The organism is Noviherbaspirillum denitrificans, from assembly GCF_002211445.1.
Taxonomy (GTDB): Bacteria; Pseudomonadota; Gammaproteobacteria; order Burkholderiales; family Burkholderiaceae_D; genus Noviherbaspirillum; species Noviherbaspirillum denitrificans.
The window spans coordinates 40,168-63,461 of sequence record NZ_LSTO01000004.1 but is presented as its reverse complement, the minus strand read 5'-3'; the positions used below and the strand labels follow the sequence as shown (position 1 = coordinate 63,461).

The following is a 23,294-nucleotide window of genomic DNA, read 5'->3' as shown; positions in this document are numbered from 1 at the left end:
CCCATGTTGGGCATCAGGATGTCGGCGATAACCAGGTCGGGCCGGCGGGCGCACGCGAGGTCCAGGCCCGCCGCGCCGTCCGCTGCCTCGATCAGGCTGTGACCGCTGTAACCAAGCAGAACCATCAGAAATTGGCGGTTCAGTACATGGTCGTCAACGATCAGTATGGTCGCCATCTTTCCTCCTGTTCTCATGGTGCCGGGGTGCGTCCGTTTCCTGTTCGACCGGCCTCTGCAGAAATCGTGCAATGTCGGCGATGAAGGTCTCCGGGTCGATCGGCTTGCTGATGTAGCCGTCGAAGCCTGCGTCGAGCAGCTTGTCGCGGTCGCCTACCATGGCCAGGGCCGTGACGGCGATGGCGGGGATGCCGCGCAGCGCCGGCGTACCCTTCAGGGCGCGTATTACGCCGTAACCATCCAGTCGTGGCAGGTGCACATCGCAGATGATCAGGTCCGGGCAATCGCCATGTGCCGCCGCCAAGCCGCTTTCGCCGTCTGTCGCGGCCAGCAGTTCGTACCCATAGGCCTTTAGCAGGTAGGCCATGAGTTCCATATTCGCCGGATGGTCTTCAATCACAAGGATGCGTTTGGGCAATCGTCCTTCCTCCGTGCCACGACTTGCGAATTCGCACAGGGCTCATGCCATTCCTTTCGGCAAGGTCAGCGTGAATGCGCTGCCTTCCCCTTGCCGGCTCTGTAACGTCAGGGTGCCGCCAATCAGGTCGGCAAGTTTCTGGCAGAGATACAGTCCGAGTCCGGTACCCTCAAAGCGCTTCGTCGATGTTGCATCAAGTTGGGTGAAGGCCTGGAACAGCTTGGACTGGTCTTCGGCCCTGATACCGACGCCGGTGTCGGTCACCGTGATGTGCACGGTGTTGCCATCCTCCGGACCTTGTTCTGCCACCGAAATACGCACTTCGCCGCTATCGGTGAACTTGATCGCATTGTTTGTCAGGTTGATGAGGATCTGGCGCAGCGCGCGCTGGTCGGTGACGACACGAATGTCCTGCTGCTGGAATTCGGTGCGGAAGCGCAGGCCTTTCTGCCGTGCCAGCGGGGACAGGGTTTCAGTGATATCGGCCACCAGCGGCTGGCATGCGATGGGTTCGAGATGCAGACGGATCTTTCCCGATTCGATTTTCGCCAGGTCGAGTAAATCGTTGATGAGCGACAGCAAGTGCTTGGCGCTTGTCTGGATGGTGCGCAGCTGCTTTTCCTGGTCATTGGTAAGCGGACCGGGCAGGCGCATCAGCAGCGTACCGGTGAAGCCGATGATCGCATTGAGCGGCGTGCGCAGTTCATGCGACATGCTGGCCAGGAAGCGATCCTTGGCAAGATTGGCGTTCTCGAGTTCGATGTTCTTGTCGTGCAGCGCGCGTTCGATGTGCTTGCGCTCCGTGATGTCGCGGATCGCGCTCGACACCAGCGTGCCCTCCTCGGTTTCCAGCGGACTGAGGCTGATCTCGACGGGAAACTCGCTGCCGTCCTTGCGGCGTCCGTACAGTTCGAGGCCGGCCCCCATCGCGCGTGTGCGCGGTTCCTCGAAAAATCCGGCGCGGTACGAGGGATGGCGACGTTCGAAGCGCTCGGGCACAAGGACTTCCACCTTCTTGCCGAGCAGTTCTTCGCGGCGGTAGCCAAACAGCTTTTCTGCCTGGGAATTCACGAGGACGATCTGTCCCTGGCGATTGACGATGACGCAGGCATCGGGCGCCGACTCCAGCAGGCCGCGGAACTTCTGCTCTGCCTTCTTGCGCTCGCTGATGTCGCGGATCGCGCTCATCACCAGCGTGCCTTCCTCCGTTTCCAATGGACTGAGGCTGATTTCGACAGGGAATTCCACGTTGTCCTTGCGCAGTCCGAACAACTCGAGCCCGGCACCCATTGCCCGAGCACGAGGCTGTCCGAAGTAGCTGCCGCGATAGCCGACATGCCCGCTGCGGAAGCGAGGCGGGAGCAGCTGTTCGACAGGCTTGCCGCGCAGTTCGCCCGGTTGGTAGCCGAACAGCTTTTCCGCCTGCGAGTTCGCCAGCACGATGTAACCGGTTGAATTGGCCATGACGATACCGTCCGGCATTGATTCAAGGAGGTCGCGGAATTTTGCTTCGAGAAGCTTGGCGTCGCGCAACACTTTCAGTGCGGTAACGTCCTTCTGGCTACTGAGGATGAATGCGGGCCTTCCATGCTCGTCCCGGATCGCCTTGGCGGAGATGTCGACGTAGACAAGCGAACCGTCCTTCTTGCGCCGGATGGACTCGTAGCTGCAGATGCCGTCGTCCATCAGTGCACGGGCGAGGCGCTGCTCGTCCTCCCTGCGTTCCTCGGGGACCAGCAAGGCTGTCGCGGATTGGCCGAGCACTTCGCTCCCGGTGTAGCCGAACACGCTTGCCGCACCGTTCGTCCAGTGGACGATGGTTCCGTCAAGGCTGATTATCATGACCGCGTCCGGCGATTCCTGAAGCACCAGGTTCTCAAAGTCCGTCAGCATAAGTCTTGAAAATTCCCCGGGCAGCGTCTGTCCTTAAACGATAGCTGCTTGATACAAATGTGTGTCAGGAAACGGCTATTATTTGATTAGGATCACTGATGGCCGGTTTAGTGCAAAAAGATTTCGGTAGCCCTTCTCGCAGCGGCAGCCGGTTTTGCGGATCGCCTGATTTGCGTTACGATAAGCCTTTGCGCCGATTTGATTCTGCTTGCGGGCGCCAGGGTCAAGTCCCACCACAAATGCTGCTAAAACGGATTCCGGATTCCCTCTCCAAACCCGTTCTGGCACATGCTGAACGGGTTTTTGTTTGCCATGACTGATACAAAGAAATACGGTTTCACCACCTCCATCCTCCACAGCGATCGCCAGAAGCCGATCGAACACGGCTCGCCGCACAAGCCCATCCACACTTCGGTGACCTTTGGTTACCGCGATGCGCGGCAGCTGGCCGAAGTTTTCCAGGGCAAGCAGCCGGGCTATCGCTACGGCCGACAAGGCAATCCCACTGTCTCCGCGCTGGAAGACAAGGTGAACCGGATGGAGCAGGGCATGGCGACCATCTGCTTCTCGACCGGCATGGCGGCGATCGCAGCAGTTGCACAAGCACTCTTGCGAGAAGGCGACCATGTCGTGTCCTCCGCATTTCTCTTCGGCAACACCAACAGCCTCTGGCAGACAATTGGAGGCCAGGGCATCGATGTTTCAATGGTTGACGCGACCGACGTCAAGAACGTCGAAGCCGCGATCACGCCGAAGACACGCCTGGTATTTGTCGAAACCATTGCCAACCCGCGCACACAAGTCGCCGACCTGAAGCGCATCGGACAGTTGTGCCGCGATCGGGGCCTCCTGTATGTCGTCGATAACACGATGACCTCGCCTTATCTGTTCCGCCCGAAGATGGTCGGGGCGAGCCTCGTCATCAATGCCTTGACCAAGTCCATTGGCGGGCATGGCAATGCGCTCGGAGGAAGCCTTACCGACACGGGCCTGTTCGACTGGACCAAGTTCCCGAACATCTTTGATACCTACAAACGTTACGTCCCGGGCCAGTGGGGCATGGCCCAGATCCGCGCCAAGAGCCTGCGCGATTTCGGCGGCTCGCTTGGTCCGGAAGCGGCGCATCATATTGCGGTCGGTGCCGAGACGATGGCATTGCGCATGGAGCGGGAATGTTCGAACGCGCTTGCGCTGGCGAGAATGCTGGAGGCGGACAAGCGCGTGGCCGCCGTTTATTACCCTGGATTGCCGTCGCATCCGCAGCACAAGCTGGCGACGGAATTATTTGGTGGCTACGGCAGCCTGTTCAGCTTTGAGCTGGTGCCTGGAATAGATTGTTTTGACTTCCTCAACCGGCTTTCGATACCGATCGCCGCGAGCAATCTGGGTGATACCCGGACCCTCGTGATTCCCGTGGCCCACACGATTTTCTATGAAATGGGAGCCGAGCGGCGTGCGAGCATGGGTATCGCCGATTCACTCATTCGCGTCTCGGTAGGCATTGAAGACCAGGTTGATTTGCTGAACGATTTCGGACAAGCGCTTAACGACAGTGCTGGTTCCGACACACTTTCTTGATAAAAACGATTCGTCGGGGAAACTCATGGGTAGAATAGAACTGAATGGCAGTCTCGCCCGCCCCGAGTGAGCCAGTTGTGTCGGCGTTGCCTGCAATCAACAAGCAAGTAAAGGAATTGACGTCTTCCCAGAAGGCTGAAAACGAGTACAGGAAGGCGGTCGGCGCCCTGCAGCAGGGCAAACGGGCGGAGGCGGTCGGTGCGCTTGAATCGGCATTGCAGCTCGACGCCAGGCATCCGGCAGCTCGCCATACACTGATCGGGATTCTGCTGGAAAATCAACGCATTGATGAGGCAGTGGCGCTGGCACGTGAAGGATTGGATCTCGATGCAGCGCAGTCCGGGCTGGCGATGATTCTTGCGCGATTGCAGCAGCAAAAGGGTGACTTGCGGGCTGCGATCGAAACCATGGAGCGTGCATTGCCCTATGCTGCGGAACGCTCCGAATACCAGGCACTGCTTGCTGCGCTATTGCAGCGCGACGACCGGCACAAGCAAGCCGTGGAGCATTATCAGGCCGCCTTGCGGAACGCTCCGCAAAATGGAATTTGGTGGATGGGGCTCGGCATCTCCCTGCAAGCCCAAAGCCGTACCCAGGATGCAGCGGAAGCGTTCAGGCGCGCGCGAGGGACCAATTCCCTCTCCCCCGAGTTGCTTGCCTTTGTCGAGGGACGGCTAAGCCAGCTTGGAAATTGATCTCTCAGGAGGCAATCGTGCATCCTGCGTTGCCCCGGAAGCCTGCTAGACGATTTTCGCCGCTGTAACCGGATCGAGCAGCTTTTCGTGCAGCTGCGGCACAAATGATCTCAGGCGCGCGACCAGCGTACCGGGATCGGGATCGTTCAATAACAGCGTGGCTTGTTCCTTCCGGAGGAATCGTTCATCCACGACATGCTGCAAGAAGGCGATGAGGCCGTCGTAATAGCCGTTGACGTTCAACAGGCCGATCGGTTTGTCATGCAAGCCGAGCTGGGACCAGGTGAAGACTTCAAACAGTTCTTCGAGTGTTCCAATCCCTCCCGGCATGGCAATGAATCCATCGGAAAGCTCCGCCATCATCGCCTTGCGCTCATGCATATCCTTGACGATATGCAGCTGGCTGAGACCCCTGTGGCCCACTTCGCGGTCCATGAGTGCCTGGGGAATCACGCCGATGGCTTCGCCGCCAAGCCGCATGACCTCATCTGCAATAACGCCCATCAAGCCGACGTTGCCGCCACCATATACCAACCCGATATGGTCGTCGACCATTGCCTTGGCCAGCATGCGCGCGGCTTCTGCATACGCCGGTGATGCACCGGCGGATGAGCCGCAATAGACACAAATTCGTTTCATGTTGATTGAATGTAGAAAGGAATTTTCCCTCACGCGATGAGGGCATTATTTGAGCTTCTTGAGATATTCCTCAGACAGCTTTTCAAAGAGCAGGTGCGTCTCGCCGCGCAGGTAGGGACCGAGCAGCGACAACACCTGGTAGCAGCCGCGTGCGAGGGCATCCGCCATCGCGTCCTGCTCGGTGTACTTCCGCGGGTTGCGCACGTATTCGTAAGACAGCCAGTAGGTGGCGACGACGACGATGTTCGTCGCCAGCGCATCGATTTCATGGTCGCTGGCTTCGAGCGCCTGGTCGCTGCGCAGGCCCATGCAGAGCTGCTGCGCCACCTTGGTCTTGTGCGCGAGGATTTGCTTGAAGTGCAGCTCGAGCTTGCGGTTGCGCGACAGGAGGTCGGACAGGTCGCGGTAAAAGAAGCGATAGCGCCAGACCAGTTCGAACATCAGGTGCAGGTAGAGCCATACGTCTTCGATGTTGGGGCGGCGGTCGGCGGGTACGGCCAGCATGCGCCCGATCTCGGCTTCGAATTGCGCGAAGAGCGAGTTGACGATGTCGTCCTTGTTGCGGAAGTGGTAATACAGGTTGCCGGGCGAGATGTTCATCTCTTCGGCGATAACGGTTGTGGTGATGTTCGGCTCACCGAATTCGTTGAACAGCCGCAGCGACAGTTCGAGAATCCGTTCCCGCGTGCGCCGAGGGGCTTTGTGTTGCATGCTGGTTGCCTCCCGTTTGTATTCTGGATTTTTTATATGAGTCATTGCCGTGCACGGGAAGGGCATCCGGGTCGAAACGGCGGGCATGGAGGGCCGGGCAGACTCCGTTCACGTACTCGGCGACTTGTGAACCGGGGTCTAGCATAACACCGTTGATTTGATCCAGAAATGGCGTCCGTCAACTATCCGGCGGAGATTTCCGGGCGCCGTTGGGAGCGTTTCCGCAGGCAGATAGTGGGGATCAATTCGCTGCGGGTTTCCTCGGAGTGGCCTTCTTCGCTGTCTTTTTCGCTGCCGGCTTGGCCGCCGCTTTCTTCGCAACCGGCTTCTTGCCCGAGAGTGATTCGATTGCCTTGCTCAGTTCTTCAATGCGCCGGGTCAGTGTCTGGATATCTTCCTGCGTCGGCACGCCCAGGCTCTTGAGCGAACGTGACACGCGGTCTTCGAATACCTGCTCAAGCTTGTCCCAGGATCCGGCGGCCTGCTTGCTGACGTTGTCCGCAATCTTCACTACCGTGCCCGTCACGTCGGAGACCTTGCCGTTGGCCATCTGCTGGGTGCGCTCCTGCAGTGCCGAACCTTCCTTGACCAGTTTGGCAAATACCTTGCCGCCTTCCTCCTGCGCCTTGGCAAATGCGCCAAGGCCGGCTTGCCAGATCTGTTGTGCCGAGGTGCGTACGACTTCCGCCAGTTGCTCGTCGTCCGATTTGGCCAGTGTTTTCAGTTTTTTGACCACGAACTGCTCCCCTTGTTGGTTGACCCTACGCCGGCCTCACCGACGCACCTTTTCCATCGTGGCAGTGTAGGCGGCAAAAGTAGAGATCGGATTCTAAACCCGTAGAGCCTGCGTTCTAATTGGAAAGAGCAGATCGTGCGCGATTTCACTTCTCCGGCAGAACCACGGCGTCGATCTCATGAATCACCCCGTTGTCCGCCATCATGTCACTCTGCACGACATTCGCATTTTCCACTGTGACCTTGCCGTTGTCGGACTTCAGCGTCACTGTATCTCCCTGTATCGTCTGCACTTTCCCCGGTTTGACTTCTGCTACAGTGACCTTTCCCGGAATGACATGGTGGGACAGTATTTCGACGAGCTTCGCCTTGTCCTTCATGAGGGAATTGACGGTTCCAGGCGGCAGCTGGTTGAAGGCGGCGTCGCTGGGCGCAAATACCGTGTACGGCCCGGAATTTTTAAGCGTATCGGTGATCCCGGCAACCTTTGCAGCGGCCAGGAAAGTCTTGAAGGATCCAGACGTGGAAGCGGTCTCGACAAGGTCTGCTGCCCATGCGGATGCATAGGTGGATGACAGGAACACGGTCGATACGATGGCAACGCAGGATCGTTTCATGAAGCCTCCTTTTTAAAAAGCAACGGACGCATGCGCGCGTACTGTTTGATATGTTGCGGCCGCAATAGAAAAGTTCAAACTGCGGGAGAAAATGTTGCAGTTCATTCAGACCACACTCGACCACATCGTCGTTGTCGCGGAGCACCTCGAGGAGGGTGTCGAATTCTGCGAAAAGTCATTCGGCGACACGTTGACCAGGGGCGGTGAACATGTCCGCGTCGGCACACACAATTACTTGCTTAACCTTGACGGTGGCATCTATCTGGAAGTGATCGCCATCAATCCAGCCGCCGGCGCAACGGATTGTCCACGATGGTTCGGAATGGATTGGCAAGAACAGCGCCGGCGCGCAGCGAAAGGACCATTCCTCGCCACCTTCGTTGCCCGTACTAACCAGATCGGCAGCGCAGTGACGAATCTCCCATCGCTTGGGCCGGTGCGCCACATGCAGCGCGGATCGCTGAAGTGGCAGATTACGATCCGTGACGATGGCGGCCTGGTGGAAAACGGCACGGTGCCAACCATCATTCACTGGCCGGAAGGCGTCCATCCCACCCAGGTCATGCCGCGTTCAAACTGCCGTCTGATTCGTCTCGACGCCTTCCATCCCCAGCCTGCGCAACTGCGCGGCGCATGGACGAGAATCGGACTGGAGGAAAATGCGAGTCTCGCGATTCGACAGGGCGAGGGAGATCCATCCCTCGTTGCCCACCTGGCGACACCGAACGGCACCGTTGTCCTGCGTTGATTTTGCATGCCGCAATGCAAGGGCAGTGTCATTCCGTGTAAGCTGCCGGAATACAGTGCAAGGTTCGCATTTCGGAGAGTTCCATGCTGATCAATTGTGTTGCCTATCAGGACGGCAGGCGCCTGAGCGATGTGCCGGTCGACAGGATCGACGAGTACCTCCATTTGCCCGAGTGTTTCGTCTGGGTCGCGCTGAAGGATGCCCAGCCGCAGGAACTCAAGGTGCTGCAGGCCGAGTTCGACCTGCCTGACCTGGCTGTTGAAGATGCGCTCCACGGCCACCAGCGTCCCAAGATCGAGGAGTACGGCAATTTACTGTTCGCCGTTGTGCACATCATTGAAATGGTCGGCGGCGAATTGCGGGTGGGCGAACTCGATATTTTTGTCGAGGAAAATTATGTCGTCTCGGTTCGCAACGGCAGCGAGCAGGGCTTCCTCGGCGTGCGCGCGCGTTGCGAACGCGAGCCGCAACTGCTGAAGCAGGGCTCGGCCTTCGTCTTCTATGCGCTGATGGACGCGGTGGTGGACCGCTACTTCCCCATCATCGAGAGCCTGGAAGAAGAACTTGAAACAGTGGAAGACCAGATATTCAACAAGGGCTCGCAGCGCGCCAACATCGAACGCCTGTACCAGCTCAAGCGCAAGGTGACGACCCTCAAGCATGCGGTTTCTCCGCTGATGGAAGCGTCCGCCAGACTGTACGGCGGGCGCGTGCCGCAAGTCTGCGTGAACACGCAGGAATACTTCCGCGATGTGTACGACCACCTCTATCGCATCAATACGTCGATCGACAACATCCGCGACACCATTGCCACGGCAATCCAGGTCAACCTGTCGATGGTCACCATCGAGGAAAGCGAAGTCAACAAGCGGCTCGCCGCATGGGCGGCCATATTCGCGGTGGCCACTGCCTTCGTGGGCATCTGGGGCATGAACTTCGAAGTCATGCCTGAATTGAAGTGGAAGTATGGTTATCCCGCTGCACTGGCGTTTATCGCCAGCCTGTGCGCTTACCTTTACCGGCGCTTCAGGAAATCAGGCTGGCTCTAGCAGGTTCATCGGCGTGCGCCGATGTCTCACGTATTTCGCGGATCACCAAAGCCTGCACATCAGGATCGACGCCCAGCGCGACGTGCCCGACGCCACCCAGTTCGATGTTTTTTGCGCCATCGAGGTGAGAGGAAACCTGTGGCGAAATGATGTTATCGTGATGCGAATAGATCGACACGATGCGCCGCCGGACTTCCGGCCTTTCGCGCGCCTTCAGCGCAAGCAGCCAGTCGCTGGCCACCCCTTCCTGTGCCGTGACGGTCCATCGCATTTGTTGGGTGTTCAGTCCGACGCCGAAATGCGCAAGGGCGGTGCCATGATGCGGTGTGCCGAGCGTAATGAGCCTGGCGACCCGCTTGCTGCCGTAGTCGCGCAGGTAGGCGCGTGAAGCAAGTCCGCCCATGCTGTGGGCGATGATGATGACCTGATCGCTGCCCGTATCGCGGCACAGCGTTTCGATCGCACGTTGGATCAAGGGACTGTATTCATCGATCCCGCCAACCACTGGTTCAAGATCGACTGCGTAATGGGTGACGCGTGCTTTGCACAATGTCTTGCTCATTGAGTGCCAGTAACCGCTGTTGCATCCATAACCATGGACCAGCAGGACGGGAAGGCTTCGCGCATCGGCAACAGTTCGCTTCGAAAACGTGCGGAATGGCATGGTCCAGGACGATGCGGTCATGGTTGCACGGAATTCGCCAAAAAAAAGCCGAATTGCCTGCCACGTGCCGATACGGTGCCTCGCCGGAGTATTGCTGCGAAAACGCGCAGCGATGACAAAATTATTGCCAGTAATAGCCATCCGGACGAGAACAACTACGATGAGTCCGTAAAGCGATGCGAGGAAGCCGTTGTCAATATGGAAGAGGCGCATTGCGATAACTGCAAGCACCGCAGCGGCAAGCAATTGAAACAGCAGCAATAGTCGAGTGATTCGTACAATCATGCATCAGGCTGCGTTGGGCATGGGTGCCGGCTTGCCGGTAAGCTCCTCGGCAAGTGCACTTGCCAGCTTAGCCGTGATCCCGTAGATCGACAACTGCGGATTGGCGCCGATGGAAGTCGGAAAAATCGATCCGTCGTGTACCGACAGGTTCGATAGCCCGTGGTAACGTCCTTTCGATGACACGACGCCACGTCGCACGTCGTCCGACATCGCGCATCCACCCATCACATGTGCGGATACAACACGCGCCAGCAGAGGCTTGTAGACCAGTCCATTGATTGCTTTCCTTGCCGCCTCCCAGCTTGTATAGCCTTCGGCTGCTTCATGCACGGGATAAACGATTTTCGCACCGGCGGCGAATTGGATCTCGGCCATCGTCAGCAGTGAGCGCCGCACGCCATCCCAGACGAAACTCGAGATCGGATAATCGAGAACAGGTGATCCGTCGTCCTTCAGTTGAACGGCGCCGCCACCGGACTGCTCGTGGAAGCCGTCACGCAACAGTGCCAGCAGGGCATGCGTATTTGCGAACTGTTTCATCGACTCCGCGTGCTTCTCGCCGAAGCCGTGCATCGTCGATGCGAAGAGCAGGGGATGCAATGGCGGCGCCTCGAGCTTGTAGCCGATAGCGCCGTCAATGGGCTGCGTGTCGAGGAAGTGGTCGGAATAGACGGATTGCGGCGCGCCGGAAAAGCCTTCCACCTTGTGGTCGAACAACGCTGCGGAAATGGTTGTCGGATGCAGGAAGGTGCGCTTGCCGATCAAGCTGTGCGGGTCCGGCGCGCCGGAGCGCATCAATAGCGCCGGCGAGTTGATTGCACCACCCGCCACAACGTAATGCCGCGCGCGGACTTCGAGCCGCTTTCCTGTGGGTGCCAGGCCGGAGCCATCGAGGGCGATGCAGGCAAGTCCGGCCACCTTGTCGCCTTGTAGAACAAGCCGGTCGGCACGCGCCCGGGTGATGAGCGTCGCGCCATGGATCAACGCAGACGGGATAGTGGTGACCAGCATCGATTGCTTGGCATTCGTCGGGCAGCCCATTCCGCAATAACCGAGGTTCCAGCAACCCTTCACGTTGCGTTTGATGGCGGCGGTTGGAACGCCAAGTTTTGCTGCGCCACGCCTAAGCAGGTCGTTGTTCTCGTTGGGCGGCGTGAGCCAGGCGCTGATGTTCAGGCGCTGTTCCATCAGCGCGAACCACGGCGCCAACGCTTCAGGCGAGTAGTCCTTCAGCCCGAAATTTTTTTGCCAGTACGCGAGCGTATTGTTCGGCGTGCGGAAGCTGGTGGTCCAATTGACGGTGGTCGACCCACCAACTGCGCGTCCCTGGAGGATGTTGATTGCCTTGTCCTTCGTCTTGCGCGCCGCTGATTCCTGGTAGAGGGCAGGGTAGGCCTGCGCCTCGCGCATCTTGAAGTCCTTCGACGACTTGAGCGGACCTTCTTCGACGAGCACGACGTCCAGGCCCGCAAGTGCGAGGAATTCCGCCGTCACGCCTCCTCCCGCTCCAGTGCCGATAACGGCAACGTCGGCCTCGATGTGCTTGCTGTCCTGCAGGGAGGAAGCATCAATGACTTTCCATCCAGTTGCGAGGCCGGCCTGGATCGGATCGGAAATGACGGTGCGCGGCGTTGTGGTCATGCTGCCTCTCAACTCAATTCCTTGATCGGGCCCGGATAACCGATGGCGGCCCAGGTGGACTCATGCGAATACCAGGACCCGGTGATGAGGTCATGCAAGCCGAGATAGGCGCCCTGGAACAAGGCGATGGGGCTGTAGCGCCATGATTGGAGGAATGCGTTCACGTCCTCGGCTTTCGCAACGCGCCAATCGTCGGCCACACCGGCAAGCAGCCTGCGCGATGGCGCAAGCGCAAGCAGCGCAAACAAGTCCTGCACTTCCTTCTGTGCGGTAAGCGGCAGTCCATGGATAGCATCGTCAATGCGCAATATCGCCGCATCGATGTCGGCAGACCCGGCGATGGCGCCCTTGAGCATCACCGGCACGACGGCCGCGAGCACGGATCGCGCTTCGTCATCCATGCGGAACGGTGCTGTTGCGTCGGACTTGCGTGTCATGCGGTACAGGCTGCCGGCAGCGACGAGCGTAAGGATGCCGGCCAGCCCGACCTTCAGGAAGGACCGTCGGGAAGTATGTGTTGCCATGTCTCCATCTCTCTTTATTTTTTAAAGTGTACTCCGACGCTTCCTTGGCTAATTGAAGCGAAGTAGAGCACTAGCTCTAGTCATCCATTTATTGCGATGGATGCAGTCAGATGGAGCGGAATCGTCGTATGGAAAGTCCGGAGGAACGCGAGAGCATCCTCGAACGCCTATGCAAGGCATTCAAGGGCATGAAGGATCAGGCAGTTGAGGGAATTACTTCGCCGACTTCTTGCCGGTCGGTTCAAACGCGATCAGGCGCGTGCCGGCGATGCGGTCATGGAGGAATTGCCGTTGCGGATCGAGGAACGTCGCCAGTGCCCACAGTGCCACGTTGGCAGCGGGGATCAGGACCAGCAGCCATTCCTTGGCACCAAAAGCCCATGCCGCCACCAATCCTGGCATGACCCATAGCCAGGACAGGAAAAAGCGTCCGAGGGCACGCTTGATGCCCACCGGCGAACCATCTGTGGTTACCAGCCGGATGCGCCAGGTTTGCATGGCGAGCGTTTGCCCGCCATGTGTCCAGAACCATACAAAATACAGCCCGAGCAACAACAGCAGCCAGTCTTGCATCAGACCGCGCAAATAGAGCGCATGCTTCTGTTCCATTACGATGGAAAACAGGCCGCCGAAGATGAAGAGCACGGCAAAGATCAGCATCGATTCATAGAGCATGCTGGCGAGACGCCGCCGCAGCGGAGGTGTAGCGTGGGTATTCAATTGTTCTGCTTATTGTTTCGGGTTGGCCGGAGCGGCAGGCTGCAAGGCGGACTGGCTCGCCGCCTTGGGAGTGACGGATTGTTCGAGGACGGGCTTCGGCGTCGCCTTGATCGGCGGCAGCGGCTTGGGCTGCTTGTCCTGCGTACCGGGCGGTGGCAGGGTCGCCACCTTTTTCTTGGCGGCCGTGTCGGCGGCCAGCTTCTTTTTTTCTTCTTCCGGCAGTTGCTGGTATTGCTCCCACTGCGCGGACTTCTGGTCGGGATCCAGTTTCTTGGTGCGTACGTAATTCTCGCGCGCCAGGCGCCGCTGCTCGGGCGTGAGCTGGACCCAGTCGCGCATGCGTTCCTGCATGCGCTGCTGCTCTTCAGGCTTCATCGAGCCGAACTTGTTGGCGATCGCAAGCCACTTGTTCTTGCGGACGGGTTCGAGGGTATCCCACTCGGTCGCCAGCGGCGCCAATGCTTGCTGCTGGGCCGGATTCAATTCTGTCCACCGGGGTTTGGAGGTGAGGGCCGGGGCCGTCTGGGCGGCTGCACCAGTCTGCAAGCCGACGGCCAGAATGAGGGGCGCGGCCAAAAAGAAGACCGCCCGCGTGAGGCGGGCGGTGCGGTTCAATGTCTTCCGGTCCATATCATTTGTCCCGATCCGCCAGGAAGGCGTTGAATCCATTGTCGAGATAGGCCGACAGGGGCAATTCGTCGGCCAGGACGGCGACATCCATTTCCGCCGTGTCGCTGATATGGCGCTGCTCGACCTGGTAGATGCTTGCCAGAAGAGCAAACAGCGCAACTACCGGGACCATCGTCCCCATCCGGCCGAGCCATGCAAGCGGTGCGTTGAACAGGCGGCCGGCGTCACCGGCAAAGACGGGGCGCGTCACGAGCACGCGCAGCCCGGATTCCTTCTTTTGACGGGAGAGTGCAATTTTGCGCGCAGAAGCAAGCTTTTCAGCTGTGGATGCCGGAAGTTTGTCGGCGCTCTCATTGAGCGCATGCCGCACCTTGTACGCGAAATTCAGTTCTCTGGTGTTCATAATGTAATTCCCTTGGCCCGCAGCGCCTGCGCCAGGGCATGTGTCGCACGCGAACAGTGCGTTTTCACGCTGCCTTCGGAGCAGCCCATTGCAGCAGCCGTTTCGGCTACGTCCATATCCTGCCAATAACGCATGAGGAAGGCCTCGCGTTGACGCGCCGGCAGTTTCTGGATTTCTTCCTCGATGGCGGCCAGGACCTGATCGCGTTCGACCTTGTCGGCGCTGGACTCCGCGGCCTGCGTGCCTTCTTCCGCCTCGTAGGTTTCGAGCAGGTCGAAATTGTCGGCGTCTTCGAGATCGTTCCCCATGCCGGAGAACAGGCTGACCCAGGTTCCGCGCACTTTCTCGCGGCGGAAGTAGTCATGGATCGTGTTTTGCAGGATGCGCTGGAAGAGCATCGGCAGCTCGGCTGCCGGCTTGTCGCCGTACTTCTCCGCCAGCTTGATCATTGCATCCTGAACAATATCCAGCGCGGCTTCATCCTTTCGGACTGCATAGACCGCCTGCTTGAAAGCCTTGCGTTCCACGCCTTCCAGGAAGCTGGAGAGTTCTTTATCAGTTGCCATGCTAAGAGGCGATTCGTATCTGCTGCAAAGTGGGGCGGTAGGGCGGGGCGGATGCTGTCCGGCACTTGTTTTCGAAAAACTGAGCGCATGCTAGCAAAAAAATGCCCGCACTGTGCACGGATTTTGCGGAAACCGCTTGATTTCTAAGGCTTTTGGTGGAATTTAACTTGACCAAAATGGTGCGACGCATTAACTTATGAGTCCCTTCGCATCCCCGAGGGACTGTCTTTTCGCGCGCGGCCCATAATGCCGCCATCCGATCAGACGCGCTTTATATTTGAAAGCTGTTTGCTCTAACCCACGCCAAAAGCGTGAGAAATCCGTACCGGCACTTCAGGTACCCCGGCTGAACGAGTCGCCTTCAGCGTCGCTTTGAATCGCATCTACGGGTGCGCAACGAACCGGCGTGACCGCACAATCAAGGGAAGCCCAGGCACTGTCGTTTCGAACGGACTTTCGTCAGGAGAGAGCATCCGATCAATCTCCAATGGACCTTGAAAGGACTAGCAATGAGTTCAGAAATCACAGGCGCGGAAATAGTCGTGCGTTGCCTTGCCGAGGAAGGCGTCGAACATGTGTTCGGTTATCCCGGCGGCGCAGTGCTCTACATCTACGACGCAATCTTCAATCAAGACAAATTCCAGCACATCCTGGTGCGCCACGAGCAGGCGGCCATCCACGCAGCTGACGCCTATTCGCGCAGCTCGCAAAAGGTCGGCGTTGCCATCGTGACCTCCGGTCCAGGCGTGACGAATGCTGTTACCGGCCTCGCGACCGCCTACATGGATTCGATCCCGATGGTGATCATTTCCGGCCAGGTACCGTCGCATGCAATCGGCCAGGACGCGTTCCAGGAGTGCGACACCGTGGGCATCACTCGCCCGTGCGTGAAACACAACTTCCTCGTCAAGGACGTCAAGGACTTGGCCTCGACGATGAAGAAAGCCTTCTTTATCGCCACAACCGGCCGTCCGGGCCCCGTGCTGGTCGATATCCCGAAGGACATCACGATCCAGAAGTGCGCATTCGACTACCCGAAAGAAGTCGAGATGCGTTCGTACAAGCCGGTCGACAAGGGCCACTCCGGCCAGATCCGCAAGGCGGTCCAGCTGCTGCTCACCGCGGAACGCCCGATGATCTACACCGGCGGCGGCATCATCCTCGCGAATGCTGCTCCCGAGCTGAACAAGCTGGTCGACAAGCTTGGCTATCCGTGCACCAACACCCTGATGGGTCTGGGCGGCTACAGGTCGTCGAGCGACAAGTTCGTCGGCATGCCCGGCATGCACGGCACCTATGAAGCCAACATGGCCATGCAGCACTGCGACGTGCTGATCGCCATCGGCGCGCGCTTTGACGACCGCGTGATCGGCAACCCGAAGCACTTCTCCAGCCATCCGCGCAAGATCATCCACATCGACATCGACCCGTCGTCGATTTCAAAGCGGGTGAAGGTCGATATTCCCATCGTCGGGAACGTCAAGGATGTGCTGATCGAACTGCTGTCGCAGCTCGAAGCCTCCGAAACGAAGCCGAACGCGCAGGCACTTTTCGCCTGGTGGCGCCAGATCAACGAATGGCGCGGCCGCGACTGCCTGAAGTTTGCGACCTCCAACGAAGTCATCAAGCCACAGGAAGTCGTGCGCAAGCTGTGGGAAGTGACCAAGGGTGACGCCTTCATTACGTCCGACGTCGGCCAGCACCAGATGTGGGCTGCGCAGTACTACAACTTCGACAAGCCGCGCCGCTGGATCAATTCCGGCGGCCTGGGCACGATGGGTGTGGGCCTGCCGTACGCAATGGGCGTGCAGATGGCCAACCCGGGTTCGACCGTTGCCTGCATCACCGGCGAAGCCTCGATCCAGATGTGCATTCAGGAACTTGCTACCTGCAAACAGTACCACCTGACCCCGAAGATCATTCTGCTGAACAACCGCTTCCTCGGCATGGTGCGCCAGTGGCAGCAGATCGATTACGGCTCGCGCTATTCCGAGTCGTACATGGACTCGCTCCCCGACTTCAATATGCTGGTCGAATCCTATGGCCACGTCGGTATGAAGATCGAGAAGCCAGGCGACGTCGAAGGCGCGCTGAAAGAAGCGTTCGGCATGAAAGACCGCCTGGTGTTCATGAATTTCATTACGGATCAAACCGAAAACGTCTGGCCGATGGTGAAAGCCGGCAAGGGCTTGACTGAAATGCTTCTGGGTTCGGAGGATCTGTAATGCGACACATCATCTCTGTTTTGCTTGAAAACGAAGCAGGCGCACTGTCGCGTGTGGTTGGCTTGTTCTCCGCCCGTGGCTACAACATCGAAACCCTGACCGTGGCACCGACCGAGGATACATCGCTGTCACGCATGACGATCGTGACGACCGGTTCGGACGACGTGATCGAGCAGATCACCAAGCACCTGAACCGCCTGATCGAAGTCGTGAAGGTCGTCGACCTGACCGAAGGCGCACACATCGAGCGCGAGCTCATGCTCATCAAGGTGCGTGCCGTCGGCAAGGAACGCGAAGAAATGAAGCGTACCGCGGACATTTTCCGTGGTCGCATCATCGACGTGACTGAAAAGACGTACACCATCGAGCTGACCGGCAACAAGTCCAAGCTCGACGCCTTCATCGAATCGATCGACCGTACCGCGATCCTCGAGACCGTCCGTACCGGCGGCTCGGGCATCGGCCGCGGCGAGCGCATCCTCAAAGTTTAAATCCAGTACCAACACACCATAAGTTAGGAAAAGAAATGAAAGTTTTCTACGATAAAGACTGCGACCTGTCCCTCATCAAAGGCAAGAACGTCACCATCATCGGTTACGGTTCGCAAGGTCACGCACACGCACAGAACCTGAATGACTCCGGTGTGAAGGTTACTGTCGGCCTGCGCAAGGGTGGCGCTTCCTGGGAAAAGGCAAAGAACGCCGGTCTGAACGTCGCTGAAGTGAACGAGGCGGTCAAGGCCGCCGACGTCATCATGATCCTGCTGCCGGACGAGAACATCGCCCAGGTCTACACCGAAAACGTCGCCCCGAACGCGAAGCAGGGCGCAGTGCTGGCATTCGCCCACGGCTTCAATGTCCACTACGGCCAGGTTGTGCCGCGTGCCGACCTCGATGTCATCATGGTTGCACCGAAGGCACCGGGTCACACCGTTCGCGGTACCTATGCTCAGGGCGGCGGCGTGCCGCATCTGGTCGCTGTGTACCAGGACAAGTCCGGCAGCGCCCGTGACATCGCCCTGTCGTATGCGATGGCAAACGGCGGCGGCCGTGCCGGCATCATCGAAACCAACTTCCGCGAAGAGACCGAGACCGATCTGTTCGGCGAGCAGGCAGTTCTCTGCGGCGGTACCGTCGAGCTGATCAAGGCTGGTTTCGAGACGCTGGTTGAAGCCGGCTATGCTCCGGAAATGGCTTACTTCGAGTGCCTGCACGAGCTGAAGCTGATCGTCGATCTGATCTACGAAGGCGGCATCGCCAACATGAACTACTCGATCTCGAACAACGCTGAATACGGCGAGTATGTCACCGGCCCGCGCGTCGTTACTGAAGACACCAAGAACGCGATGCGTCAGTGCCTGAAGGACATCCAGACCGGCGAATACGCGAAGAGCTTCATCCTGGAAAACAAGGCCGGTGCACCGACCCTGATTTCCCGCCGCCGCCTGACCTCCGAGCACCAGATCGAGCAAGTTGGCGAGAAGCTGCGCGCGATGATGCCGTGGATCAAGAAGAACAAGCTGGTCGATCAGACCAAGAACTAAGCAAAAGTCATTGGCAATCGTTAAGATTGCCTGGCTTGAGTACAATGAATGGGGCGCATCATGGGATGCGCCCCATTTTTTTCGGAGGATCGCATGGCACGTTTTCTTGTAGCGCTCATGTCTCTTGCCTTTGCCGGCGCTGTTGGCGCGCAGACTGTGACACAGACAAGCGGGACGCTGGTCATCGTTCCCGCCTACGGTGAAGTCAAGCAGGCCAATGACGAGGCGCGTGCCACCTTCATGATCGAAGAGCAGGACAAGGACAAGGCAGCCGCCGCATCCCGAGTCAACCTGAAAATGAAGCAGGGCACTGACCTCATTCGCAAGGAAGACCCGCAGGCTGTGCTGAAGACCCGTGGTTACTACACCTATCCGGTGTACGCCGACGATTCCATCCAGACTCGCCAGAACAACCGCGGACGGCAACCAGCGAGCTGGCGTGTCGGGCAATACCTCGAAATCACGACCCCGAACCTGGCAGGTCTTCCGAAAAGCATCGCCGCTGCACAACGCATCCTTGCCCTGAACAACTTGCACTTCGGGCTCACCGAAGCAAGCAGCAGAAAGCTTGAAGAGCAGCGCATCGCCGCCGCCTATCGCAACCTGACCGACCGCATCACTGCCGTCGCAAAGGCAATGGGCCGGAATCCCGCGGATGCCACGCTCGAAACCGTGGATTTCGAAGCTTCCGGCGCCTATGCGCAGGATGCCCCGCCATCGGCGAAGGCGATGCGGGCGGCCGCGCCGATGGAGGCCATGCAGGTGGAGGAGCCGAGTTTCGAGCCTGGCGAGACGACACAGGGTATGCGGGTGGTGGGCAAGCTTCGCTTCCGTTGATGTCGGAAGGTTACATTTATTGTCCGGTCGTCTAGAATACCCACGCTTTTTATTTTCCCCATTGCATTACTTGATATTTGCACTGGAAACAATTCCGGCCAATCTGTAATCATATTGGCAAACAAGTGAAACGGATTTGGAATGGCAACCTTCAATCGCCGCAAATCAAAATCAAACCCCGGTGCGCCCCTCAAGGCGCGCTGGAATAAACGCATAGCCCACCACGCGCCGACAGCAATTGACGAGGCGCCGAGCGCGCCAACCCTGCGCCGTCGGGGGATTTACCTGCTGCCGAACGCATTCACCACCGCGAACCTGTTCGCCGGTTTTTTCGCCATCGTGATGGCAATGAACCTGAAATACGACTATGCAGCAGTCGCCATCTTTGCTGCGATGCTGCTCGACAGCGTCGACGGACGTGTTGCTCGCCTGACCAACACGCAGAGCGAATTCGGCGCGCAATACGACAGCCTGTCCGACATGCTGTCCTTTGGCGCGGCGCCGGCACTGGTCGTCTATGAATGGTCGCTCCGCGGCCTCGGCAAGCTCGGCTGGCTTGCGGCCTTTGTGTATTGCGCGGGTGCGGCTCTACGCCTGGCCCGCTTCAATACCAACATTGGCGTCGTCGACAAGCGCTACTTCCAGGGCTTGCCTAGCCCGGCTGCCGCCGCGCTGGTCACGGGATTCATCTGGCTGATGCATGATCTTGGTTTCGAGGGGCAGAACCTGAGCTGGTACGCATGGGCCATCACCCTGTATGCCGGCCTCACGATGGTCACGAACGTGCCGTTCTACAGCTTTAAGGAAATCAACTTCAAGAAGTCGGTGCCCTTCATCGCAATCTTCGTGATCGTGCTTATCTTCGTGCTGGTATCAAGCGATCCGCCGAAAGTGCTGTTCGGCATGTTCGTTCTGTATGGATTGTCTGGCTACGCGATCTTTTTCTGGCGCCTTGCCAAGGGAAAACCGGTCAGCATCGTGCAGACTTCGGAAGTCGAACACCACGACGGCAAAGACTGACGCACGATCGAAAAGGCGGCAAACATGCCGAATTGCCGCCTTTTCGATAGCCTGTTGCACTTTTCCATGATTACGCTTATAGTTTTCGGCATGTCCCGCGAAATCCACATTTCCGCATCCGCTTTCTTCAGCAACCTGCTGGCAGGTCTGCTGCTGTCGCTACTAGTGCGTTAACGCGCGCTAAATCCCATACCCCCACAATTCGAGTAGTCCCTCGCTCATGCCGATCAGGCAAGGGCAGGCGAAGGACCATTCGGCAGCAACCGATTTCCGTATTTTCCTCAAGGAGAGCAGCATGGCCGACAAACTGATCATTTTCGACACAACCTTGCGTGACGGCGAACAATCGCCCGGCGCTTCGATGACCAAGGATGAAAAAATCCGCATTGCGAAGCAGCTGGAGCGCCTGCGCGTGGACGTGATCGAAGCCGGTTTTGCCGCTGCCTCCCCGGGCGACTTCGAATCGATCAAGGCGATCGCTGGGATCATCAAGGAATCGACCGTCTGCTCGCTCTCCCGTGCAAACGACCGCGATATTGCGCGCGCTGCGGAAGCCTTGGCGCCGGCAGCACGCAAGCGTATCCATACCTTCATCGCGACCTCGCCGCTCCATATGGAGAAGAAGCTGCGCATGTCGCCCGAGCAGGTGCTCGAACAGGCGAAGCAGGCAGTGCGCTTCGCACGCAACTTCACCGACGATGTCGAGTTCAGCCCGGAAGACGGCAGCCGTTCCGACATCGACTTCCTCTGCCGCGTCCTTGAGACTGTGATCAATGAGGGCGCGACCACCATCAACTTCGCCGACACCGTCGGTTACGGTGTGCCCGAGTTGTACGGCAACATGCTCAAAACCCTGCGCGAGCGCATCCCGAATTCCGACAAGGCGGTCTGGTCCGTGCACTGCCACAACGACCTCGGCATGGCGGTGGCGAACTCCCTTGCAGGCATCATGATCGGCGGCGCGCGCCAGATCGAATGCACCATCAATGGACTTGGCGAACGTGCCGGCAATACCTCGCTCGAAGAAGTCGTGATGGCAGTGAAGACGCGCAAGGATTACTTCAGGCTCGACGTCGGCATCGACACGACCCAGATCGTCCCGGCATCGAAGCTCGTCTCGCAGATCACCGGCTTCGCAGTGCAGCCGAACAAGGCCGTGGTCGGCGCCAATGCCTTCGCCCATGCGTCCGGTATCCACCAGGATGGCGTCCTCAAGGCGCGCGATACCTATGAAATCATGCGTGCGGAAGATGTGGGCTGGACCGCAAACAAGATCGTGCTCGGCAAACTCTCCGGCCGCAACGCGTTCAAGCAGCGCCTGGAAGAGCTTGGCATCGAACTCGAATCCGAGACGGAAGTGAATGCCGCATTTGCCCGATTCAAGGAACTTGCCGACCGCAAGGCGGAAATTTTCGACGAGGACATCATCGCGCTGGTGGCCGATGAACAGCACTCGCACGACAACGAACACTACCGTTTCGTGTCGCTGCGCCAGCACTCCGAAACCGGCGAGCGTCCGACGGCGAAAGTGGTGTTCACCATGGGGGGCAAGGAGCTGGCTTGCGAAGGGCAGGGCAATGGCCCGGTCGACGCCACGGTAAATGCCATCGAGTCGGAAGCCAAGAGCGGCTCCGAACTGCTGCTGTTCTCTGTCAATGCGATCACCACCGGCACGCAGTCCCAGGGTGAAGTGACGATGCGTCTGTCGAAGGCCGGCCGTATCGTCAACGGTGTCGGCGCAGATCCCGATATCGTGGTTGCCTCGGCAAAGGCTTACCTCTCCGCGCTGAACAAGCTGCACTCCAAGGTCGACAAGCTCAATCCGCAGCTCTGAGCACTGATCGGACAGCAAAAACGCCCGCCTTCACGCGGGCGTTTTTTATCGCATCATCCCGAACGGGAACCTGAGGTCGGGATCGAAACGCATGTCCGGACCATTCAGCATCTGCCGCACAATACCCGCCTTGTCGAAGTGTACGTGCATGATCGAGTTCCAGACTCCTGCTTCCTTGTACGGGTAGGACCAGACTTCCAAGTCGCGCAACGGCAGGTAGGACGTCTCCGAAGGCCCTCCGATCGTCTTCAGCACACCGTCCTTGTTGGTTTCGCCCACCTTGATGGTCGCGAATTTCTGGGTTGTTAATACTTGCTCAAAAGAAATGACTTTTCCGTCCGGCCCGACACGTGCCATAAACGTCTTCTGTCCCCAAGGTCCGAGCGCGTACTCAAGCAAGTGATCCTTGCCATCCTGGTAGCGTTGCGTGGGTTGTCCACGCTTGGTCAGTAGTTCCGATTCCGGGTCGCCGACATTGACCGGAGGTGGGAACAACGTGCTGCAGGCGGCAAGGCCGGCTGACAATATCAAAACAGTCATTTTTGCTGGCATCTTCATGCTGTTACCCCATGTCCGCGGCGCCATTGCTGCCCGTCGGGAGGCGGACTTCGCCGGCCCGGGAAAACCGTCTTAAGTATTTGAATAATCGACCCATTTCCTTTATACTGCGCGTCTTGGTCGATTTGACCAAGTGTTTTTGTCAATTGTTCACGGTGCTCAGGGTTGCGACTCCGTACACCGCATGTGAAAGGTAATCATGTCTGTAGAAAACATCAACAAGGCCGCAATCATCGCGGACAACGCCCGCGGCACGAACGACACTGGCTCCCCGGAAGTGCAAGTTGCACTGCTGACCGCCCGTATCAACGAGCTCAATAACCACTTCAAGGCCCACGCCAAGGATCACCACTCCCGCCGCGGCCTGATCATGATGGTTAACCGCCGCAAGCGCCTGCTGTCCTACCTCAAGGGCAAAGACGCTACCCGTTATCGCGCTCTGATTGAAAAACTCGGCCTGCGCAAGTAATTCATTGCGCCGTCGCCCGGTTTATAGAAAAAATGCCTGCGTCAGTCTCTGATGCAGGCATTTTGTCATTTTGCAGTTTGTTATTCCGTAGCGGTTCAGTAGTAGAGGTGGCTGCC

The 23,294-nt window shown here is 58.5% G+C and carries 25 protein-coding genes and 1 pseudogene; 11 read left to right on the top strand and 15 right to left on the bottom strand.

The genetic code is table 11. The features are described from left to right. The 3 genes and pseudogenes from AYR66_RS30250 to AYR66_RS25540 form a co-directional block, all read right to left on the bottom strand. Positions 1–125: pseudogene (locus tag AYR66_RS30250) on the bottom strand (hypothetical protein); the annotation flags it as partial. A 28-nt stretch (positions 126–153) separates the two neighbouring features. Next, a complete protein-coding gene (locus AYR66_RS25545; RefSeq protein WP_234815089.1) occupies positions 154–594 on the bottom strand; it encodes a response regulator in 441 nt (146 codons plus the stop codon). A gap of 42 nt (positions 595–636) precedes the next feature. Further along, on the bottom strand, positions 637–2,487 hold the full coding sequence (locus AYR66_RS25540) for a PAS domain S-box protein (protein ID WP_088710394.1): 1,851 nt from the start codon (positions 2,485–2,487) through the stop codon (positions 637–639). Positions 2,488–2,799: 312 nt separating this feature from the next. Between AYR66_RS25540 and AYR66_RS25535 the strand changes: the two genes are divergently transcribed. Both AYR66_RS25535 and AYR66_RS25530 read left to right on the top strand, forming a co-directional pair. Then, on the top strand, positions 2,800–4,065 hold the full coding sequence (locus tag AYR66_RS25535) for a cystathionine gamma-synthase family protein (RefSeq protein ID WP_088710400.1): 1,266 nt from the start codon (positions 2,800–2,802) through the stop codon (positions 4,063–4,065). A 44-nt stretch (positions 4,066–4,109) separates the two neighbouring features. Beyond that, positions 4,110–4,760, top strand: a complete 651-nt coding sequence (locus tag AYR66_RS25530; protein ID WP_088710393.1) for a tetratricopeptide repeat protein — start codon at positions 4,110–4,112, stop codon at positions 4,758–4,760. A gap of 45 nt (positions 4,761–4,805) precedes the next feature. On the opposite strand, the gene AYR66_RS25525 is transcribed toward AYR66_RS25530, so the two are convergent. The 4 genes from AYR66_RS25525 to AYR66_RS25510 form a co-directional block, all read right to left on the bottom strand. Further along, positions 4,806–5,399 (bottom strand): LOG family protein, encoded by a 594-nt coding sequence (locus AYR66_RS25525; RefSeq protein ID WP_088710392.1) that lies wholly within the window; start codon positions 5,397–5,399, stop codon positions 4,806–4,808. Positions 5,400–5,444: 45 nt separating this feature from the next. Then, a complete protein-coding gene (locus tag AYR66_RS25520) occupies positions 5,445–6,110 on the bottom strand; it encodes a TetR/AcrR family transcriptional regulator (RefSeq protein WP_088710391.1) in 666 nt (221 codons plus the stop codon). A 241-nt stretch (positions 6,111–6,351) separates the two neighbouring features. Further along, positions 6,352–6,846, bottom strand: a complete 495-nt coding sequence (locus tag AYR66_RS25515; protein ID WP_088710390.1) for a phasin family protein — start codon at positions 6,844–6,846, stop codon at positions 6,352–6,354. Between the two features lie 145 nt (positions 6,847–6,991). Next, entirely contained in the window at positions 6,992–7,462 is a 471-nt protein-coding gene (locus AYR66_RS25510; RefSeq protein WP_088710389.1) for a fasciclin domain-containing protein, read from the bottom strand. Positions 7,463–7,553: 91 nt separating this feature from the next. Between AYR66_RS25510 and AYR66_RS25505 the strand changes: the two genes are divergently transcribed. Then, on the top strand, positions 7,554–8,210 hold the full coding sequence (locus AYR66_RS25505) for a VOC family protein (RefSeq protein WP_088710388.1): 657 nt from the start codon (positions 7,554–7,556) through the stop codon (positions 8,208–8,210). An 83-nt stretch (positions 8,211–8,293) separates the two neighbouring features. Beyond that, a complete protein-coding gene (locus AYR66_RS25500; RefSeq protein ID WP_088710387.1) occupies positions 8,294–9,259 on the top strand; it encodes a magnesium and cobalt transport protein CorA in 966 nt (321 codons plus the stop codon). Here the strand turns inward: AYR66_RS25500 and AYR66_RS25495 are convergent. The 7 genes from AYR66_RS25495 to AYR66_RS25465 form a co-directional block, all read right to left on the bottom strand. Further along, a complete protein-coding gene (locus tag AYR66_RS25495; protein WP_088710386.1) occupies positions 9,237–10,208 on the bottom strand; it encodes an esterase/lipase family protein in 972 nt (323 codons plus the stop codon). The genes AYR66_RS25500 and AYR66_RS25495 overlap by 23 nt on opposite strands. 3 nt (positions 10,209–10,211) lie before the next feature. Further along, the gene (locus AYR66_RS25490; RefSeq protein ID WP_088710385.1) at positions 10,212–11,849 is read right to left on the bottom strand and encodes a GMC family oxidoreductase; all 1,638 of its coding nucleotides are present in this window, start codon (positions 11,847–11,849) and stop codon (positions 10,212–10,214) included. Positions 11,850–11,857: 8 nt separating this feature from the next. Next, entirely contained in the window at positions 11,858–12,373 is a 516-nt protein-coding gene (locus tag AYR66_RS25485; RefSeq protein WP_088710384.1) for a hypothetical protein, read from the bottom strand. Positions 12,374–12,586: 213 nt separating this feature from the next. Next, positions 12,587–13,093: an RDD family protein gene (locus tag AYR66_RS25480; RefSeq protein WP_088710383.1), complete on the bottom strand. Its 507-nt coding sequence runs from the start codon at positions 13,091–13,093 to the stop codon at positions 12,587–12,589. A gap of 9 nt (positions 13,094–13,102) precedes the next feature. Continuing rightward, a complete protein-coding gene (locus tag AYR66_RS25475; protein ID WP_234815087.1) occupies positions 13,103–13,723 on the bottom strand; it encodes a DUF3106 domain-containing protein in 621 nt (206 codons plus the stop codon). Position 13,724: 1 nt separating this feature from the next. Further along, the gene (locus AYR66_RS25470) at positions 13,725–14,126 is read right to left on the bottom strand and encodes a DUF3619 family protein (RefSeq protein WP_088710381.1); all 402 of its coding nucleotides are present in this window, start codon (positions 14,124–14,126) and stop codon (positions 13,725–13,727) included. Further along, complete coding sequence (locus tag AYR66_RS25465) at positions 14,123–14,692, bottom strand: RNA polymerase sigma factor (protein WP_088710380.1); 570 nt, start codon at positions 14,690–14,692, stop codon at positions 14,123–14,125. Before AYR66_RS25465 ends, AYR66_RS25470 begins: the two co-directional genes overlap by 4 nt. A gap of 509 nt (positions 14,693–15,201) precedes the next feature. Here AYR66_RS25465 and AYR66_RS25460 point away from each other — a divergent pair. The 6 genes from AYR66_RS25460 (at position 15,202) to AYR66_RS25435 (ending at position 22,151) form a co-directional block, all read left to right on the top strand. Further along, positions 15,202–16,917 carry an acetolactate synthase 3 catalytic subunit gene (locus AYR66_RS25460; RefSeq protein WP_088710379.1) on the top strand — a complete coding sequence of 572 codons (1,716 nt, stop codon included), beginning with the start codon at positions 15,202–15,204 and terminating at the stop codon, positions 16,915–16,917. Continuing rightward, positions 16,917–17,408, top strand: a complete 492-nt coding sequence (gene ilvN, locus AYR66_RS25455; RefSeq protein WP_088710378.1) for an acetolactate synthase small subunit — start codon at positions 16,917–16,919, stop codon at positions 17,406–17,408. The genes AYR66_RS25460 and ilvN overlap by 1 nt, the downstream gene beginning before the upstream one ends. 35 nt (positions 17,409–17,443) lie before the next feature. Continuing rightward, entirely contained in the window at positions 17,444–18,460 is a 1,017-nt protein-coding gene (gene ilvC, locus AYR66_RS25450; protein ID WP_088710377.1) for a ketol-acid reductoisomerase, read from the top strand. A gap of 93 nt (positions 18,461–18,553) precedes the next feature. Beyond that, positions 18,554–19,297 carry an SIMPL domain-containing protein gene (locus tag AYR66_RS25445; RefSeq protein WP_088710376.1) on the top strand — a complete coding sequence of 248 codons (744 nt, stop codon included), beginning with the start codon at positions 18,554–18,556 and terminating at the stop codon, positions 19,295–19,297. Positions 19,298–19,438: 141 nt separating this feature from the next. Then, positions 19,439–20,317, top strand: coding sequence for a CDP-diacylglycerol--serine O-phosphatidyltransferase (pssA, locus tag AYR66_RS25440; protein WP_088710375.1), 879 nt, complete (start codon positions 19,439–19,441; stop codon positions 20,315–20,317). Positions 20,318–20,612: 295 nt separating this feature from the next. Next, positions 20,613–22,151, top strand: a complete 1,539-nt coding sequence (locus AYR66_RS25435) for a 2-isopropylmalate synthase (RefSeq protein ID WP_088710399.1) — start codon at positions 20,613–20,615, stop codon at positions 22,149–22,151. A 45-nt stretch (positions 22,152–22,196) separates the two neighbouring features. Here AYR66_RS25435 and AYR66_RS25430 read toward each other — a convergent pair whose 3' ends face one another. Then, complete coding sequence (locus AYR66_RS25430; RefSeq protein ID WP_088710398.1) at positions 22,197–22,709, bottom strand: hypothetical protein; 513 nt, start codon at positions 22,707–22,709, stop codon at positions 22,197–22,199. Positions 22,710–22,908: 199 nt separating this feature from the next. On the opposite strand from AYR66_RS25430, the gene rpsO reads away from it, so the two are divergent. Continuing rightward, positions 22,909–23,178, top strand: coding sequence for a 30S ribosomal protein S15 (gene rpsO / locus AYR66_RS25425; protein WP_088710374.1), 270 nt, complete (start codon positions 22,909–22,911; stop codon positions 23,176–23,178). Positions 23,179–23,294 lie beyond the last annotated feature (116 nt).

Coding starts and splice junctions, on each gene's coding strand:
- AYR66_RS25505 (WP_088710388.1), top strand. CDS start 7,554: ATGTTGCAGTTCATTCAGACCACACTCGACCACATCGTCGTTGTCGCG.
- AYR66_RS25495 (WP_088710386.1), bottom strand. CDS start 10,208: ATGATTGTACGAATCACTCGACTATTGCTGCTGTTTCAATTGCTTGCC.
- AYR66_RS25475 (WP_234815087.1), bottom strand. CDS start 13,723: ATGGACCGGAAGACATTGAACCGCACCGCCCGCCTCACGCGGGCGGTC.
- AYR66_RS25470 (WP_088710381.1), bottom strand. CDS start 14,126: ATGAACACCAGAGAACTGAATTTCGCGTACAAGGTGCGGCATGCGCTC.
- AYR66_RS25445 (WP_088710376.1), top strand. CDS start 18,554: ATGGCACGTTTTCTTGTAGCGCTCATGTCTCTTGCCTTTGCCGGCGCT.
- AYR66_RS25465 (WP_088710380.1), bottom strand. CDS start 14,692: ATGGCAACTGATAAAGAACTCTCCAGCTTCCTGGAAGGCGTGGAACGC.
- AYR66_RS25430 (WP_088710398.1), bottom strand. CDS start 22,709: ATGAAGATGCCAGCAAAAATGACTGTTTTGATATTGTCAGCCGGCCTT.
- AYR66_RS25540 (WP_088710394.1), bottom strand. CDS start 2,487: ATGCTGACGGACTTTGAGAACCTGGTGCTTCAGGAATCGCCGGACGCG.
- AYR66_RS25535 (WP_088710400.1), top strand. CDS start 2,800: ATGACTGATACAAAGAAATACGGTTTCACCACCTCCATCCTCCACAGC.
- AYR66_RS25520 (WP_088710391.1), bottom strand. CDS start 6,110: ATGCAACACAAAGCCCCTCGGCGCACGCGGGAACGGATTCTCGAACTG.
- AYR66_RS25490 (WP_088710385.1), bottom strand. CDS start 11,849: ATGACCACAACGCCGCGCACCGTCATTTCCGATCCGATCCAGGCCGGC.
- AYR66_RS25510 (WP_088710389.1), bottom strand. CDS start 7,462: ATGAAACGATCCTGCGTTGCCATCGTATCGACCGTGTTCCTGTCATCC.
- ilvC (WP_088710377.1), top strand. CDS start 17,444: ATGAAAGTTTTCTACGATAAAGACTGCGACCTGTCCCTCATCAAAGGC.
- ilvN (WP_088710378.1), top strand. CDS start 16,917: ATGCGACACATCATCTCTGTTTTGCTTGAAAACGAAGCAGGCGCACTG.
- AYR66_RS25530 (WP_088710393.1), top strand. CDS start 4,110: ATGGCAGTCTCGCCCGCCCCGAGTGAGCCAGTTGTGTCGGCGTTGCCT.
- AYR66_RS25500 (WP_088710387.1), top strand. CDS start 8,294: ATGCTGATCAATTGTGTTGCCTATCAGGACGGCAGGCGCCTGAGCGAT.
- AYR66_RS25485 (WP_088710384.1), bottom strand. CDS start 12,373: ATGGCAACACATACTTCCCGACGGTCCTTCCTGAAGGTCGGGCTGGCC.
- rpsO (WP_088710374.1), top strand. CDS start 22,909: ATGTCTGTAGAAAACATCAACAAGGCCGCAATCATCGCGGACAACGCC.
- AYR66_RS25460 (WP_088710379.1), top strand. CDS start 15,202: ATGAGTTCAGAAATCACAGGCGCGGAAATAGTCGTGCGTTGCCTTGCC.
- AYR66_RS25435 (WP_088710399.1), top strand. CDS start 20,613: ATGGCCGACAAACTGATCATTTTCGACACAACCTTGCGTGACGGCGAA.
- AYR66_RS25525 (WP_088710392.1), bottom strand. CDS start 5,399: ATGAAACGAATTTGTGTCTATTGCGGCTCATCCGCCGGTGCATCACCG.
- pssA (WP_088710375.1), top strand. CDS start 19,439: ATGGCAACCTTCAATCGCCGCAAATCAAAATCAAACCCCGGTGCGCCC.